This is a genomic window from Kyrpidia sp., assembly GCF_023512215.1.
GTDB lineage: Bacteria > Bacillota > Bacilli > Kyrpidiales > Kyrpidiaceae > Kyrpidia > Kyrpidia spormannii.
Genome location: NZ_JAILZZ010000002.1, coordinates 96,280 through 111,861 on the forward strand (window position 1 = coordinate 96,280; position 15,582 = coordinate 111,861).

Annotated in this window: 21 protein-coding genes; 14 read left to right on the top strand and 7 right to left on the bottom strand. The window is 57.8% G+C overall.

Going from position 1 to position 15,582, the window contains the following annotated elements; translation table 11 throughout:
* Positions 1–16 precede the first annotated feature (16 nt).
* Entirely contained in the window at positions 17–1,624 is a 1,608-nt protein-coding gene (locus K6T64_RS01950) for a PASTA domain-containing protein (protein WP_288008340.1), read from the top strand.
* Positions 1,625–1,778: 154 nt separating this feature from the next.
* Here the strand turns inward: K6T64_RS01950 and codY are convergent, their stop codons facing one another.
* A complete protein-coding gene (gene codY, locus K6T64_RS01955) occupies positions 1,779–2,552 on the bottom strand; it encodes a GTP-sensing pleiotropic transcriptional regulator CodY (RefSeq protein ID WP_041305860.1) in 774 nt (257 codons plus the stop codon).
* A 540-nt stretch (positions 2,553–3,092) separates the two neighbouring features.
* Between codY and K6T64_RS01960 the strand changes: the two genes are divergently transcribed.
* From K6T64_RS01960 to queF, 4 genes are all read left to right on the top strand, one after another.
* Entirely contained in the window at positions 3,093–3,299 is a 207-nt protein-coding gene (locus tag K6T64_RS01960) for an AbrB/MazE/SpoVT family DNA-binding domain-containing protein (protein WP_170086086.1), read from the top strand.
* 145 nt (positions 3,300–3,444) lie between these two features.
* Positions 3,445–4,695: a Glu/Leu/Phe/Val family dehydrogenase gene (locus tag K6T64_RS01965; RefSeq protein WP_100669466.1), complete on the top strand. Its 1,251-nt coding sequence runs from the start codon at positions 3,445–3,447 to the stop codon at positions 4,693–4,695.
* 2 nt (positions 4,696–4,697) lie between these two features.
* Positions 4,698–5,357, top strand: coding sequence for an orotate phosphoribosyltransferase (gene pyrE / locus K6T64_RS01970; RefSeq protein WP_170086085.1), 660 nt, complete (start codon positions 4,698–4,700; stop codon positions 5,355–5,357).
* A 24-nt stretch (positions 5,358–5,381) separates the two neighbouring features.
* Positions 5,382–5,807, top strand: a complete 426-nt coding sequence (queF, locus tag K6T64_RS01975) for a preQ(1) synthase (protein ID WP_100668301.1) — start codon at positions 5,382–5,384, stop codon at positions 5,805–5,807.
* 40 nt (positions 5,808–5,847) lie between these two features.
* On the opposite strand, the gene K6T64_RS01980 is transcribed toward queF, so the two are convergent.
* The gene (locus K6T64_RS01980; RefSeq protein ID WP_100669464.1) at positions 5,848–6,060 is read right to left on the bottom strand and encodes a twin-arginine translocase TatA/TatE family subunit; all 213 of its coding nucleotides are present in this window, start codon (positions 6,058–6,060) and stop codon (positions 5,848–5,850) included.
* Between the two features lie 148 nt (positions 6,061–6,208).
* Between K6T64_RS01980 and moaD the strand changes: the two genes are divergently transcribed.
* The 3 genes from moaD to K6T64_RS01995 all read left to right on the top strand — a co-directional run bounded on the left by moaD (position 6,209) and on the right by K6T64_RS01995 (position 8,136).
* Positions 6,209–6,487, top strand: coding sequence for a molybdopterin converting factor subunit 1 (gene moaD / locus K6T64_RS01985; protein WP_170086084.1), 279 nt, complete (start codon positions 6,209–6,211; stop codon positions 6,485–6,487).
* Between the two features lie 5 nt (positions 6,488–6,492).
* Positions 6,493–6,939 (top strand): molybdenum cofactor biosynthesis protein MoaE, encoded by a 447-nt coding sequence (locus tag K6T64_RS01990; protein WP_288008341.1) that lies wholly within the window; start codon positions 6,493–6,495, stop codon positions 6,937–6,939.
* 69 nt (positions 6,940–7,008) lie between these two features.
* Complete coding sequence (locus tag K6T64_RS01995; protein WP_288008342.1) at positions 7,009–8,136, top strand: citrate synthase; 1,128 nt, start codon at positions 7,009–7,011, stop codon at positions 8,134–8,136.
* 90 nt (positions 8,137–8,226) lie between these two features.
* Here K6T64_RS01995 and K6T64_RS02000 read toward each other — a convergent pair whose 3' ends face one another.
* Positions 8,227–8,442 (bottom strand): alpha/beta-type small acid-soluble spore protein, encoded by a 216-nt coding sequence (locus tag K6T64_RS02000; RefSeq protein WP_100668298.1) that lies wholly within the window; start codon positions 8,440–8,442, stop codon positions 8,227–8,229.
* 204 nt (positions 8,443–8,646) lie between these two features.
* On the opposite strand from K6T64_RS02000, the gene K6T64_RS02005 reads away from it, so the two are divergent.
* Entirely contained in the window at positions 8,647–9,204 is a 558-nt protein-coding gene (locus K6T64_RS02005) for a phage holin, LLH family (RefSeq protein ID WP_288008343.1), read from the top strand.
* Between the two features lie 32 nt (positions 9,205–9,236).
* Here the strand turns inward: K6T64_RS02005 and K6T64_RS02010 are convergent, their stop codons facing one another.
* Positions 9,237–9,656 (bottom strand): CBS domain-containing protein, encoded by a 420-nt coding sequence (locus K6T64_RS02010; protein ID WP_100668296.1) that lies wholly within the window; start codon positions 9,654–9,656, stop codon positions 9,237–9,239.
* 4 nt (positions 9,657–9,660) lie between these two features.
* Positions 9,661–9,987, bottom strand: a complete 327-nt coding sequence (locus tag K6T64_RS02015) for a hypothetical protein (protein WP_100668295.1) — start codon at positions 9,985–9,987, stop codon at positions 9,661–9,663.
* A gap of 182 nt (positions 9,988–10,169) precedes the next feature.
* On the opposite strand from K6T64_RS02015, the gene K6T64_RS02020 reads away from it, so the two are divergent.
* Both K6T64_RS02020 and K6T64_RS02025 read left to right on the top strand, forming a co-directional pair.
* Positions 10,170–11,825, top strand: coding sequence for a putative polysaccharide biosynthesis protein (locus tag K6T64_RS02020; protein ID WP_288008344.1), 1,656 nt, complete (start codon positions 10,170–10,172; stop codon positions 11,823–11,825).
* Positions 11,826–11,870: 45 nt separating this feature from the next.
* Complete coding sequence (locus tag K6T64_RS02025; protein WP_100668293.1) at positions 11,871–12,119, top strand: DUF3905 domain-containing protein; 249 nt, start codon at positions 11,871–11,873, stop codon at positions 12,117–12,119.
* Positions 12,120–12,172: 53 nt separating this feature from the next.
* Here K6T64_RS02025 and K6T64_RS02030 read toward each other — a convergent pair whose 3' ends face one another.
* Both K6T64_RS02030 and K6T64_RS02035 read right to left on the bottom strand, forming a co-directional pair.
* On the bottom strand, positions 12,173–13,153 hold the full coding sequence (locus K6T64_RS02030) for a M23 family metallopeptidase (protein ID WP_415270909.1): 981 nt from the start codon (positions 13,151–13,153) through the stop codon (positions 12,173–12,175).
* Between the two features lie 42 nt (positions 13,154–13,195).
* Positions 13,196–13,348, bottom strand: coding sequence for a hypothetical protein (locus K6T64_RS02035; protein WP_157935502.1), 153 nt, complete (start codon positions 13,346–13,348; stop codon positions 13,196–13,198).
* Between the two features lie 198 nt (positions 13,349–13,546).
* Between K6T64_RS02035 and K6T64_RS02040 the strand changes: the two genes are divergently transcribed.
* From K6T64_RS02040 to K6T64_RS02050, 3 genes are all read left to right on the top strand, one after another.
* Positions 13,547–14,170, top strand: coding sequence for a DUF47 domain-containing protein (locus K6T64_RS02040; protein WP_288008345.1), 624 nt, complete (start codon positions 13,547–13,549; stop codon positions 14,168–14,170).
* Positions 14,163–15,176: an inorganic phosphate transporter gene (locus tag K6T64_RS02045; RefSeq protein WP_288008346.1), complete on the top strand. Its 1,014-nt coding sequence runs from the start codon at positions 14,163–14,165 to the stop codon at positions 15,174–15,176. Before K6T64_RS02040 ends, K6T64_RS02045 begins: the two co-directional genes overlap by 8 nt.
* Before the next feature lie 61 nt (positions 15,177–15,237).
* Positions 15,238–15,558 carry a hypothetical protein gene (locus K6T64_RS02050; RefSeq protein WP_170086077.1) on the top strand — a complete coding sequence of 107 codons (321 nt, stop codon included), beginning with the start codon at positions 15,238–15,240 and terminating at the stop codon, positions 15,556–15,558.
* Positions 15,559–15,582 lie beyond the last annotated feature (24 nt).

Sequence of the window (15,582 nt, forward strand, 5' to 3'; positions counted from 1 at the left end):
GAGGGGGAACCCCATGGTGAATCTTGTCTGGGGCGAGCGATACGAATCTCAGGAGATGGTCGGATCGACGCAAAAAGGGCAATTGCACCTGGGGTGGGATCGTTCGCTTCACCGCCCGGTGGCTCTGGCGGTGTTTCCCGGAATGCCCGACGAAGACCGGGAGAATCTGCTGCGGGATATTCGCGCGGCCGCAGGCGGGAGTTGGCCTTCCCGGCCGGATATCTATGATGTGGGTCTAGACGCCGGGACGGTGTACGTGGTGTACGGGCGCGTGGCGGGACAACCCTTTTGGCGGGCGTGGAAGTCTGCGTCGGGGAGTACCGAAACGTGGTTGTCGAGATTGGCGCAACTCGGAGAGGCGGCTGTAGAGTGGAATCGGGCCGGCCTTCGGGGCGTGTCCCTGGACCCCCGCTGGATTTGGCTTCGGCCGGAAGGAGGGGTTGTGTTTTACGGACTGGGGGCGGGGAACAACTCTCTCCCCCGGGAGCTGGCCCATACGGCTGTGCGGCTGGCGACCGGAAACCCGGATGCCCCTTTGCAGTGGGAAGTGCTTGAGGAAAGCTTAAATGGCCAAATCCCGCCACTTTGGATTCAGGCCTTTGGCCATTGGTGGTTGCGGGCAGTCTCCCAGGACCCGGCCTTGCAGTTTTCCGACCTCGAAACCTGCGTGCGCGGGCTTAAAGATGTCTTTCGCGAAGCACCTTCGGAGCTTCTCGACGGCTCGTCGTCCGCGATGGTTTCGGCCCCTACGTTTTCCCCGAAAAAAGCCGGTGTCGGGGAAGCTTCAAACCGCCCGGCCGGGAAGGGAATTCGCCCTAGCGGCGGCACTCCCAACCCCTGGGCTCAAGTGCGGGCGATGGCGTTTGGGCGGGGCAGACCGTTCTCGACAAAAAGAGGTACAGGCCGGGGCGAAACTCGTATTGCCGGCGCTGCCCGGGCGGTTCCCCGTCCGGGAGTGGCCGGGTGGATGCACCGGTTTCACTGGTCCCGGGCAGCCATGGTGCTGATGGTCGTCATCCTGGCCGTTGTGGGCGGAGCGAGTCTGGCCTACTCGGTGTTTATGCGGGGGCCGGGGGATGCGACGATGCCTTTTGTCGTGGGGAAGTCCTACGATGACGCCTTGGGGGCCCTGGTCCAAGCCGGGCTTGATCCTTCGAAGGTGGTGAAAGAGCCCCAGGCCAGCACCCAGCCTCCCGGGACGGTGATCGGTCAAGACCCGTATGCCGGAAAAGCTGTCAAACCCGACCGGGTGGTTCATCTTCAGGTGGCGGTCCCCCCGAACTCTCCCGGCTCAGCGGCGGCAGGACCGGCCTCCAGTCCGGAGTCTGGCAATTCAACACAAGGGTCGGGCGCGTCCACCTCCGGTTCGACTGGGACGACAACGCCAGGTGGATCGGCGTCTCCCGGGGCCACACCCGGTCCGGGTGCCAAAACGGTGCCGGATCTTACCGGTCTCACGTTGGATCAGGCGCAATCTCAATTGCTTAGCCTCGGTATCCACTATCAGTACGAAATCGTATCCTCGGATCGGCCAAAGGGCACGGTCATCGACCAAACGCCTTCTCCAGGAACCCAGGTGGGGGATGGGGACTACGTGGTTTTCCGGGTGAGTCGAGGTTCTTGATCTCCCCGCGGGCAGGATCGGCGGGCTGTCCCTGCGCATGTCAAGCCTCGGCGCACCGGTCTGCTGCGGGGTTTCCGGCTTTAAATAAGCGGGACGCTGGGATGATCCCGGCGCCCCGCTCATAGGATAGAGATGGAGTTTTTTGCGGGTCGGTTCAGACCACAGCTTTTCTCAGCACGTCCCGCAAAAAGGGATTGAGGATGCGCAGATAGGTCCCCTTCATCCCGAGGGACCGACTGTCCACCAAACCGGCGCTTTGAAGTTTGCGCACGGCGTTGACCACTACGGAGCGGGTGATCCCGCCTTCGTCGGCCACTCGGCTGGCTACGATCACGCCGTCGTCGCCCTTGAGCGCGTTCATGATCGACATGACCGCCTGCACTTCGGAATACGACAGGTTATCGAAAGCGAGTTGCGCCATCATGCGCTTGCGGGCTTCCTCCTGCCGCTGAATCTGTTTCGCGCGAAGAATCTCCATGGCCACGATGGTTGCGGCGTATTCCGCCAAGATAATGTCTTCGTCGGTAAACTTTCGATCCAGTCGGGCAAGCAACATCGTTCCCAGGCGTTCTCCCCCGCCGACCACCGGAACGATCATGATGTTCTTCTGACGGAACGTCTCGTTTTCCTCTTCGGAAAACACATATAGCTTCTCTTTGTTCTGAAGGTTGACCGCCGTTTCGCTGAAGCTGAGCAATGTGTCGTTGAATGCGCCGGGGAACCGCCCGTCGACATTCATGATGCGTTCCCATTCCGCAGTTAGGGCGTACTCGGCCATGCCGTAACCCAGAATCTTGCCGCTCTTGCTGACCACGTAGACGTTGGCCCGCAAGGTTTCACTCAGGAGTTCCGACATCTCTTTAAAATCGATGGACTCGGCTGCCGATTTCTGCAACAGCACGTTCATTCGATGAACCTTTTCCAACATGCTACCCACTGTGATCCACTCCTTTATAAAATCTCATTTTCTTTTCGGCGAAGTGTCGGGGGAGATACAAGCCCGATCTATCGAAAGTCTTGAAGACTTCGCGCCAACGATTTCATACAGTATTATAACACAAATCGACAAAATGAATTTGAATATATTGTGTACAATTTTCTGCGCCGCTATACGATGACATCAAATTGTCGTAAGGATCTCATGACGAGGAACCTGCGAGGAGGTTGAGGCCGATGTCTTGTATTGACCGCTACGACTGTCCCATTCATTGGTTCACGCATCCCGACTGTCCGGTTCGCCCGTTTCGTTGGCAAAGGGATTGGAAACAAGAGGGTCTTCTTTGCCCCCGCCCGGAGTTGCGACAAAATGCGAAGGCGAATCCCGATTCCCCCTTCTCCGACGACTCGCCCCGCTCGGGCAGGCCGTAGTGGGGTCGCGTATCTATATCATGCCACCTGGGCGGGTTTCCAACCCGCGCGGCTCAGACCAAACTTGTATGAGGAACAAACCCCGAGGATATAAATGACGATGGACGACCATTTGAACGCGCGGGCGGTGAGAACGATGAAAAACGAACCTTGTGAAGAGCTGGAAGGGTGGATTCTGGGCGTGGACGAAGAGGGGGCGGTGCATCTGCCTGAGCCGGTGATGAAGGCCCTCGGAATTGAACCCGGCGATCCGGTAGAATGGTCCATTACAGGGGATGGGTTGGAGCTGCGGAGGGGGCGCTTTTGACCCCCGCCCCCGGCGCTCTCTCGCGTCCTTTCGCTTTTTTCGATTATAATGGGAAACGAGAGGGGCGGCCTCTCGCATCAAGAGGAGAGCGGCGTGGGGAGGGGACATCGTGAAGGCCCAAAAACGACTGATTCAAGGCGCCAGCATGCCCTCTGTGTCGCGCAGTTTGTTTGAGGCGACTCAGGAGGTCATTCAACAAGCGTTAAAGAAACTCGGATATTCAGATGCCACATACGAGCTGCTTCGGGAACCCCTGCGGGTTTTAACCGTCCGCATCCCGGTTCGCATGGATGACGGTTCAGTGAAAGTGTTCACCGGTTACCGCGTTCAACATAATGATGCGGTTGGCCCGACCAAGGGGGGAATTCGTTTTCACCCCGATGTGACCGAGGAGGAAGTGAAGGCTCTGGCATTATGGATGTCCCTGAAAGCAGGCATTTTTGAACTGCCTTTCGGCGGGGGAAAAGGTGGCATCGTGTGTGATCCACGGACCATGTCCTTGGGAGAACTGGAACGTTTGTCCCGGGGATATGTCCGGGCGGTGAGCCAGATCGTCGGGCCCGCGAAGGACATCCCGGCGCCGGATGTGTACACCAATGCCCAAGTGATGGCTTGGATGTACGACGAATACAGCCGGATCCGGGAATATGATTCTCCATCCTTTATCAGCGGTAAACCGATCGTACTCGGGGGTTCGAGGGGGCGGGAGAAAGCCACGGCTCTCGGTGTGGTCATCGCAACCCGGGAAGCGGCGAAGACTCTCGGGATGGAACTTGCTGGATCCCGGGTGATCGTCCAAGGATTCGGGAATGTGGGTAGCCATGTCGCAGAGATCTTGCACGCAGAAGGGGCAAAGGTGGTGGGGATCAGTGACGCCGGGGGCGCGCTGTATAAGCCCGACGGCCTCGATATTCCCCATTTGCTCGATCGACGGGATTCTTTCGGCATGGTGACGAACTTATTCAAGAATGAACGCATCCCGAACGAGGAATTGCTAACAAAGGAATGCGATATCTTGATTCCTGCGGCGATTGAAAATCAGATCCGGGAAGACAATGCCGACCAGATTCGGGCCCGGATCGTGGTGGAAGCGGCGAACGGCCCGACGACTCTGGAAGCGACCCGCATTCTCGACCGGCGGGGGATTCTCGTGATTCCTGATATCCTGGCCAATGCCGGGGGGGTAACTGTATCGTATTTTGAATGGGTGCAGAACAACCAGGGGTTTTATTGGACCGAGGAGGAAGTGAACCGGCGGTTGGCCCAGATGATGGTGGCAGCCGTACATAAAGTGTTGGGCATGGCGAAAAGTCATCAGGTTGATACCCGGTTGGCGGCTTACATGGTCGGGATTCGGCGGTTGGCGGAAGCGGTACAACTGCGCGGGTGGGTTTGACGATGGGCGTGGAATCGGTGGCTCGGTTGATCGCCGGGCATCTGTTGGATATCGGTGCTGTATTCTTGCGCCCGGAGGAGCCTTTTGTCTGGACATCGGGGATCCGCTCGCCGATTTATTGCGATAACCGTCTGATCATCTCGTATCCCCGGGTGCGGGAGGCTGTTGCCGACGCCATGGTGGAAGAAATTCGCCGGCGCTGGCCGGAGGCGCAGGGAGTGGCCGGCACGGCCACGGCGGGGATCCCCCATGCAGCCTGGGTGGCCGATCGCCTTCGTCTCCCCATGGTATACGTCCGGGATAAAGCGAAGGGACACGGTACCGTCAACCGGGTTGAAGGACGCCTTGCTGCGGGGTCCAAAACGGTGGTGGTGGAAGATTTGATTTCCACTGGAGGCAGCGCACTCAGTACCGTGTCTGCCCTTCGGGAGGTCGGTTATGTTCCCATGGGGGTGGCGGCGGTGGTTACCTATGAGTTTCGTGAAGCCAAGGAAGCCTTTTCCCGGGCCGGGGTGCCGTGGTTTGCGTTGACCGATTACTCCACGTTGATTGAGCTGGCCACGGAGCGTGGATTGGTCACCGAGGATCAGCGAAGGATTTTGGAGGAATTTAGGTCAGACCCACACCATTGGCCTCCCTCTCGCCCTCCACAGTTTTCCTGAGACCAAACGGGAAGGGGAAGAACATTGTCGACAACACCGTCGAAAGAACTGGAAGTCGTACCGAACCCTCACCCGGATCGGGACTATGAAGTCCGGATCGAGTGTCCGGAGTTTACAGCCCTGTGTCCGAAAACCGGACAACCGGATTTTGCCGTGATCTATTTTCGCTATATTCCTGGGCCGTCGATCGTCGAGCTGAAATCTTTAAAACTGTACCTCTGGAGTTTTCGCGATGAAGGGCATTTTCACGAAGACGTGACCAACCGGATTCTGAAGGATTTTGTCGCGGCGGCCCAGCCGCGTTGGTTGGAGGTTATCGGTGAGTTCAATGTCCGGGGGGGAATCTACACCACCGTGAGGGCAGTTTACCAAGATCCAGGGTGGACGCCGGATCCATCTGTCGCCCAGAGCTTGGCTGCCCCTGCTTGGCCCCGGCGGCGCAGTGGTTGATGCAACAAGGCGGAGTTGAACAAAAAAAGACCGCGAAGGATTAAACCTCGCGGTCTTTTGATGTCTGTGCTTGCTGTACCGTAGGTGTCTCCTGTTTGTCGTCAGTACTAGTCACATCCCGCACCGAATCTTTGAATTCCCGCAGCCCTCGTCCTACGGCCCTGCCGATCTCCGGGAGTTTGCTCGGACCGAAAACCACCAAGGCAATGATGAGTATCAGAATCAAACCGGGAAAACCGATGTTTGACAGCATGGCGTTCACCTCCCGGGCCATCGCCACTCATAAGCTTATGTTTAGGATATACCCAAAAATCCCGGCTGACAACCGTTCCGGAGGATGGAAACTGTCGATTTTACGACACATCCCGTTGGTCTTTGCGTCGCGGGGGAGTACAATGACAATGAGCGAACCGGTGGGAAGGAGCGTGAGCATCGTGCGGGTGAACGTGTTATGGTTTGCGGAGCTGGCAGATCGGATGAACGAGCGGGAGACCGTGATCGAACTCCCCGAAGGAGTCGCAGTCCGGGATCTCCGGGATCGGGTCGGGGATCAATTCGGTCATATCGCCGATCTCTTGGACCGCTGTATGGTGGCGATCAATGGGGAGTACGCCGGGCCGGAACGCGTCCTGAAATCGGGGGATCAGGTGGCGTTTATTCCGCCGGTCAGTGGAGGCTGAGGTTGATGTCGGAAAGGATGCTGCGGGAGGAACGGTTTCGGGTCGTGACGGAACCCATCGACGTTTCTGAGGTCATCTCCTGGGTGACCGGCCCGGAGATGGGGGCAATCGTTCCGTTTCTCGGGACGGTTCGGGAATGGACGGAGGGGAAACGGACTTTGTATTTGGAATACGACGCCTATGTGGGGATGGCCAGGCGGACGCTTTTTCAGATCGGTGACGAGATCGAAAGCCGTTGGCCCGGAGCGAGGGCGGCCATTGTTCATCGGATCGGCCGTCTAGAGGTCGGGGATATCGCCGTGGTGGTGGCGGTGGCGTCCCCGCACCGGGAGGACGCTTTTGAGGCCAGCCGATACGGCATCGAGCGCATTAAACAGGTTGTGCCGATATGGAAAAAAGAACATTGGGAGGATGGTACGGCCTGGATCGGGCACCAATCCGGACCGAGGTGATACGGGGAATCCCCACCCGGGGTTGGGGCATCCTAACACGGGAAATTTCATTCGTTGGAGGAAGACGGCATGGGAGAACAAACGTTTCGCGAAGGTCTCGAAGACGTGGTTGTGGCCGAATCGCAGATCTGCTTTATTGATGGGAAAAAAGGTCGGTTGATCTATCGCGGATACGATATTCACGATTTGGCGACTCATTCCACCTTTGAGGAAGTCGTGTTTCTGTTGTGGCATGGTCGATTGCCGAAAAAGAGTGAGCTGGATGATCTCAAGGCCCAGTTGCACCGACATCAATCATTGCCTGAGCCAGTGGCTAAGGCCATGAGCAGCTTTCCGCAGTCGGCGTCCCCTATGGAGGTGTTGCGGACCACCGTCTCCTTGTTATCGACGTATGACGCCGAGGCGGGAGAAACTTCCCGGGACGCGAATCTGCGAAAAGCGGCCCGGCTGGTGGCACAGTTGCCGACCATTGTCGCGGCCTGGGAGCAGCTCCGTCATGGCCGGGATCCCATCGCCCCCCGGGATGACCTATCGATCGCGGGGAATTTTTTGTATATGCTGTTTGGTGAAGAACCGAGTCCCGCACATCAGCGGGTGTTTGATACGGCCCTGATCCTTCACGCAGACCACGAACTGAATGCCTCCACCTTCTCTGCCCGGGTGACCGCCGCAACCCTCTCCGACCTGTATTCGGCCATCACCTCGGCCATCGGCACGCTTAAGGGCCCCCTTCATGGAGGGGCCAATGAACAGGTGATGAAGATGCTTCTGGACATCGGGGAGGTCGACCGGGCGGAATCTTGGGTGAAACAGGCTCTGGCTGAGAAAAAAAAGATCATGGGTTTCGGTCACCGCGTCTACCGAACGGAGGATCCCCGGGCGACCCATTTGCGCAAAATGTCCGAGCAAATGGGGAAAGAGGCCGGGGATCTAAAATGGTACGAGATTTCTCAAGCGGTGGAACGGGTGGTGCGGGAAGAGAAGGGTTTGTACCCAAATGTCGATTTTTACTCTGCTTCTACGTATTATTCCATGGGGATCCCCGTGGATTTATTCACGCCGATCTTTGCAGTGAGCCGAATTGCCGGGTGGACGGCCCACGTGCTGGAGCAGTACGAACACAACCGGCTCATTCGTCCCCGGGCGGAATATGTCGGGCCTCAGGACCTGACTTACCTGCCCTTGGATCAGCGTTAAAACTCAAGGCCTCGATGCACCTGGAGCCCCAGATGAAAACCCCCCACAGCGCCAAGTGGGGGGTTTTTGTGACCGATAGAATACCGTTCGTTATTGCCGGCCGGCGAGTTGCTGCTCAGCCAAGGCAACGAGTTTTCGCGTGATGTTTCCTCCGATGGCACCGGTATCCCGGGTCGTCATCGTTCCCCAATACCCGTCTTGGGGGGTTGCGATCCCCAACTCGGAAGCCACTTCATACTTCAGCTGGTCCAGGGCTCGGGTCGCCGCCTGCACGACCAGGGCATTTCGTTTCTGTCCTTGAGCCATCTCGTTCACCTCCTTTGGTGGTGTGATCTTATTGTTCCCGGGGTCTACGGGCCTAGCCTAACACTTTCTTCCTCTTCTACAAAAGTTGTTTGCGCCATGGCGTGCAAGATGCACATCAAAAGTGGAGATCTCTTCTCACCATCGCACCCCGGGGAGGTGTTATCGCATAGGGTGGGAAAAAGGAACAGGAAGGAGGGACCGCCGATGGACCCCTGGTGGGTACCTCTCGCCAATCAGCTGGTGTTGTTCGTGTTGCAGTTTTTGGCGGCCCTGGGTTTGGCCTTGCTTCACCTGGCCGGGCGGAAGGTGGCCGATTATCTTCGGTTGCACGCGACGAAGGCACAGAGGGATTTGCTGGCTTGTCTGGCCGCCGAGGCCTTTTCCTTTGCTGAAACCGTGTATAGGGACTCCGATGGTCCGGCTAAACTGGAACAAGCTATGGGATATCTCAGCCAGCGTCTGCGCCAGCACGGGGTGACGGTTACCCCCGATGAAATGCGGGCTGCCGTGGAACAAGCCTGGCTTCAGGACCGCCGCAATCACGGGCCCGGGACCCTGAAACAACAGCGTCCCGAGACGGTACCGGCGGGGGACTTGCCGGGAGGAAGCGGGAATGGCTCTCCGCTCCCTCCGGGAAACGGCGGGTCGGTGAATCCCGTACCGGGGTGGGCCATTGCTTATGATCCCCCCGGTGGACAGGCCGGACCGCCCGGACTTAAGCTAACAAACTCTGTCAACAAAGGAGGACAGGGGCTCGCGTGAGTCCCTGTCCTCGGGGTTGGGCCATGAACGTGTTAATGCACGCCCTGGGAAATGCCGCTCAGCGCTTCGCCGGCCTCGTCCTGGTGAATCGCCGTGACCGCCAAGTCTCCGATGGCCACCATGCCCACCAGTTTGCCCTGGTCCACCACGGGCAGCCGGCGGATTTGATGCTGAGACATCAGGTCGGAGGCTTGATGCACATCCATATCCGGGGTTCCGGTGATGGGGTTGGTGGTCATGCAGTCTTTAACCGCCGTGGTGGCGGGATCTTTCCCCGCGGCGATACATTTTAAGACGATGTCCCGGTCTGTGCAGATACCCACCAGTTTATCTTTGTCCACCACTGGCACCGACCCTACGTTGATATCGTTCATCACCCGGGCGGCGTCCTTACAGGTGGAAGCCGGGGATACGTAGGACACTTGGGTGGTCATCAGGTCTTTTAGCTTCATGGATTCATCCCCTCCCGCTTTTAATATGTCCTCCCCACCCGGCAAAATTACATGCCGCTAAGCCCGCGAGGGCGGTGGCTGCTTCCCAGGGAAGGGTGCGGCCCGCAGGGTCGAACCATGTGGCGGTTCCGGGCCACCAAAGGGCGATCACCGGATGCACCAGGAAGAAAATGCTCATGATCAATACGTACCATACCGCTGCGGCATCCCCGAAACGACAGGCGACCATTCCCCCGATGCCCATGACGATCAGGGGGACGTTCCGCAGGCAGAGGCCTGCGCCAAAGCACAACCAGGCGAGCAGTCTCCCGCCGAAAACCGGACCTGGCAATCGCCGCCCCTCCTTTCGATCGGCTGTCGTCCTATTTCTATACGGACGAACGCGAGACTAGACGCGGGACCGGGGAGCAGAGCTGGCGGGTCGCCCATCGGGTCTCCTCCTTGTCTGGATCGACAAAACAGGTTAGAGTAGGGGCAGCGACGTGATGCGGGTGAAGCTCGAGGGAAAGGGCGATGGAGGGTTTGAAGGAAAAACGCACGGCGGCTCAGCATTTTGTCCACGGCACCTTGTTCCTGAGTGCGGCCGTATTCTTTTGTAAATTGCTCGGGCTCATTTATATCGTACCCTTGCAGCATCTGATTGCCGATCGGGGTGTCGGGATCCATAACGCCGCTTACCCGATTTATAATATTTTTCTTCAGATCTCCACCGCCGGTTTGCCCTTGGCCATTTCGAAATTCGTTTCCGAGTACAATGCGAAAGGCGATTACCGCACGAGCGAGCGCCTATACCGGGCACTGTTGGTTATGATGTGGTTCAGCGGCCTGCTGTTTGCCGCGATCCAATATTTTGGTGCCCCGGCCTATGTACGATATTTTGCCGGGGACAACAAAGACGTGATCCCAGCCGTTCAGGCCATGGCCCCGGCTCTGCTCGTATTCCCGGTAATCGCCATTATGAGGGGATATTTTCAAGGATGGCAAATGGTAGAACCAACCGGCTACTCCCAGGTGGTGGAGCAGGTCGTGCGGGTGGTGACGGTTCTTGGCATCGCTTATGCGATGAGCAAGTGGGGGGCCCCGGTGGAACAGATTGCCGCCATCAGCACCCTGGGGGCTTTCACCGGCGGGTTGGCGGCCTTGTGGTGGTTGGTGGGGACCTCTCGTAAGCATCGGCCCGGCGTGCGGGCATTGCTCCGGAAAAGCATGGTGTCCACCGCCGTGCCCATTGGACGGCTTCTCGCCCGGGTGGTGGTTTACGCCATACCGATCAGCTTGGGAGCGCTGGTGGTTCCGCTGTTTAATCAAGCGGATGTCTCCACCGTCACGATGTCTCTGGTTCACCAAGTGGGCCTTTCTCAAGATGAGGCGATGGCCCAATTCGGCATTTTGAGCGGGCGGGCGCAGAAAATCATCGCCATTCCCGCCACGTTTGCCACGACGGTGGCGCTGACAATCATCCCGCTTGTATCCGAGGCGTATGCAGTAAGAAATTATGCGGGGGTTCAGAGGTTCGCCGCTTTATCTTTGCGCGCCTCTATTCTCATCGCTTTGCCCGCCGGGGTGGGACTTGCCCTTTTAGCGGGTCCGACCAACATCTTGTTGTTTGGGAACGATGCCGGCACTGTCGCCATTGCCATCCTGGCCCTTTCCACCGTTTTCAGCACTCTCGAATCGGTTTCCTCAAGCGTCTTACAAGGGATGGGGATGACCGTCCGCCCGGTGGTGAATCTTTTTATCGGCTTGATTCTTAAAGTGGTACTAAACCTGTGGTGGGTCCCTTTGTGGGGCATCGGAGGTGCCGCGGCGGCGTCGGTGGTCTCGTATTGGGTCGCTGCCGAATTGAATCTTTATCAGATGAAACGGTTGACTTCCCTGCGCCTATCTCCCATTGCCCTCTGGGGAAAGCCGATGTTGGCAACGGCAGGCATGGTGGCTGCCGTCCAATTGTGGCAGTGGGTTTTAGGGGGATGGATGGGGGATCATCACTCTCGATGGGTGTTGGCTTTGGAACTAGGCAGCGCAGTGATGATCGGCGCCGGGGTGTTTGCGGTGTTGGCCGTTCTTCTCGGGGCGGTGGCGCCAAAGGAAGTCGAGTCCTTGCCCCGGGTCGGGCCTGCGGTGGCGCGGCTGCTCCGTACGGTGGGACCGCGGGGGGTTCAGCGTTAAGGAGCCGAGGAATCGGGCACAGTAATACCGGGAGGTGGCGTCAAAATGAATGAACGCGTACCCGCCGGGCAAAAGGCCGAACAGGATGCCAGGTGGCGGGAGACTCCCTTGGATTACTGGAGTATCTACGTCGACCCCGCAGCCTTGTCGGGGCAGCAGTGGGTCGACAATCCACGAGACCCTGGGTCGCAAAGAGAAGAGAACGAGGAGACCCGGGAGGATATAGAGCGGAGGCTTCAGAGAGGGGAATTGTTCATGCATCCAGTCCGGGACGTCACCCACCGAAACGAGTAAAAACCACAAAACGGGGGTCATCCCCCCGTTTTTTTTTTTTCGCCCAGGGTCCCTTATTTTTTTGTCTGTTTCCGTTCCTCCCGCTCCCACTGAACCAAGTTGGGGTAGGGATTAACCGGCCATTCTTCGCTGCCTGCGTCGATGTACATGCCGTAATGAAGATGGGGAGGGAATTTTCCCGATGTGCCTTTTCGACCGTATCCAGAGCTTCCCACATACCCGATGACCTGTCCGGGTTTGACGATTTGACCGATGGACAGTCCTTTTGCGTATCCCGAGAGATGGGCGAAATAATGGTAAGTGTTGTCGACATCCCGAATGCCGATTCTCCATCCCCCGTAGGGATTCCATCCTTTTGTTTCCACATATCCCCAGACGGTGCTGCGGACCGGGGTGCCGTAGGGTGCAAAAAGGTCGGTCCCCACGTGGATCCGGCGTCCCCCCCATCCCCGGGCCTGACCCCAAGTATTGCGATAAGTATATGAGCTTCGCAACGGGAGGGGAAAGGCGTGCCGGGACATTTCCGCAGGGGTGTGGGTGGCGAATAAGGATGAAAACAGCGTGATCCGTTCGACGATGACACTGTCCTCGTACCATTGCCAGAGGCTGCGTCGAATTTCCGGGGTGGTGGTCCCTCCGTTTCGGGACAGCCAGTCCAGCACCGAGCAGGTGCGGTCCCGGGCACTCCGGATATCGCATCGCCCGTCCCCATCCCCATCTCGTCCCACGCCATCAAACACGAAAATGGAAGGTGCGTCCTCAAGACCCGGGTTACCGAGACCGAGCCACAGCGGCCGATCCGGGCCGTTGAGTTGGGTAAATTTACCGATATGAATATGGCTTTCATAGGCCCACACCGCCTGCACCCAGGCTTTCGGCACCCGGTAGGCCCTGGACCACTGTTCGACAGGCGCTTCCCGGACGACGGCCGGGCTTTGTCGGGTGGCCACCGGACCTCCCACCTCCGCCTCAGCCGTGGCGACTCCAGCGGCAGGGCGAACACTTGATAGAGATATCAGCAGGGTGCAGACCATGAGGAGTCGGCGCCCGGTCATCAGGACATCCCGCCCTTCGCATCAGTACTCGTCATTCCGCGTCAACTCCCCGATGAGCTGTTCAGGCGTCTCCCGGTGAAGGTACTTCGTAATGCGGGCATGTGAGGGGTCGGCGATATCAAAATAAAAATATTTCACTCCCCGATAGTGCCGGCGTACCGGTTTTTTTCGCACGAAAAACGTCCTCCTCTCCGGTTTGGTTGCCCGGGGCAGTGCTGGTCTTTTGTAGTATGGTTCACAACGGTAAAGAATGTGTTAGGGAACTTTTGTCTTTCCCTTGCCTGGCAAAAGGTGTCCTCGGTACAATGAAAGAGGAATCGATCAACCGTTCGGTTAGCGAAGGGTGGACGTTGACAGGGGGACTCTGCGATCATGTTACATCTCGGGCCGCGGAACGATGTTTTTTTTGACCTTCTCGAAAAAGAAGTGGCGAATCTGTACGAAGGGGCGCGGCAGTTACTCAGTTTAGTGAACGATTACACCGATCCCCAAACACAGGTGGATCGCCTGCTAGAAATTGAACATCGAGGAGATGACATAACCCGGGAGATCATCGAACGACTCAATAAGACCTTCATCACGCCCATCGAACGAGAGGACATTTCGGGCCTTGCTTTTACCATTGATGACGTTCTGGACATGGTTGCCGGGGTGGGAGACCGCATGCTTTTGTATGAAGTAGGCCACCCGACCCCTGAGGTGGTGGAGATGTGCAAAGATATGGAGCGGGCGACGGGGGCCCTGGTCAAACTGATACACGAGATGCGAAGGCTGTCTTTTGATTCGGTTCGTTCTTTATGCGAGGAAGTGAAACGCTGGGAGATGGACGCGGACCAGCTGTATCGGCGATCGGTGGCCAAGCTGTTAAACGAACCGGGATATGATCCAATCTATGTAATTAAATGGAAAGAGATTTATGAGAAACTTGAAGATGGTATGGATTTTTGCGAAGATGTCTCGAATTTGGTCGAAGGAGTCATTTTAAAGAATGCCTAGTGCCGACATCGCTCTGGTCGCTGTGGTTGTCAGCCTCGCTCTTATTTTCGACTTCATCAATGGGTTTCACGACACGGCGAACGCTGTGGCGGCGTCGATTTCGACCCGGGCCCTAAGGCCCCGGACCGCGGTGGTTCTGGCGGGGCTGATGAACCTGCTAGGGGCGCTCGTCTTCACGGGAGTGGCTCAGACCGTCGGCAAAGAAATCGCCAATCCCTTTGTTCTGAAAGACGGCCTTTGGATCATCGCGTCTGCGATGATTGCCGGCATTGGCTGGAATCTCGCCACGTGGTATTATGGCCTCCCCAGCAGTTCTTCCCACGCCCTCATCGGTTCTGTCGCAGGGGCGGTGCTTTCTTCTCACGGCCTGGATGCTCTACACTGGTCCGGTTTTCTGCGGATTATCCAATGGCTGATCCTCTCGCCCGTCCTGGCCTTGGTTTTCGGTTTCGCCTGGATGACCAGTCTCTTGTGGTTGGTGCGAAACGTGGCACCGTCCCGGGTGACCCGGGGTTTCCGTCGAGTTCAGGTCATTGCCGCAGCGTTTCAGGCGTTCATGCACGGGACCAACGATGCTCAAAAAACCATGGGTGTCATCACCTTCGCCTTAATCTCCGCCGGTCACCTCCAAACGGCGGAGATTCCCTTGTGGGTGAAGATGGCTGCAGCCACATCCATGGCGCTGGGCACGTCGGTAGGAGGGTGGCGCATCATTCGGACGGTGGGGCGTGGTATTATGAAGATGCAGCCGATTAATGGTTTTGCCTCCGATTTAACCTCATCTCTGGTCTTGTTGTGGGCGACGATTGCGAAACAGCCGGTCAGCACCACCCATGTCATCGCTTCGGCCGTGATGGGCGTGGGAGCGGCCAAGGGGGTTGCCAAGGTGAAATGGGGTGTCGCCGGGAAGATCGTGTCCGCCTGGGTGGTCACTTTGCCGGTCAGTGCCCTTCTGGCCGCATTGGTGTATCAAATCCTGGCATTGCTCATCTACATTCCCCGTTAGTCGGGCCGGGTGTTCGTGAACCGGTGGACCAGAGCGGGATTGAAATGGAGAGGGGATGGTCATGATCGTCACGGTGGTCGGGCGCGCCAAGGAGAATGCTTTCGTGTATACCGACGCCGAGAATGATGCACAGTTGACGGTGGCCCGATTGTCGGTGGAGCCCTTCCTGTTAGAGGGGTACCGGGTGGAGGAGGTATTGTTGCTCCTTTCTGAAGGCGATTCGGTGCAAAAGGACAGATGGTATCAAGTATCCGGCCGAATCGCCCGGCGGCGGCTCGTCACTCGATCGGGGAAAACGCCCCGACTGCCCATCTGGGAGGTCCGGGTTTCGAGTCTCCAGCCTTTGAACGAAACAGAGAAACGCCCCCAATCCGACGGCTGACCGGATGGGGGCGTCTTGTATTCA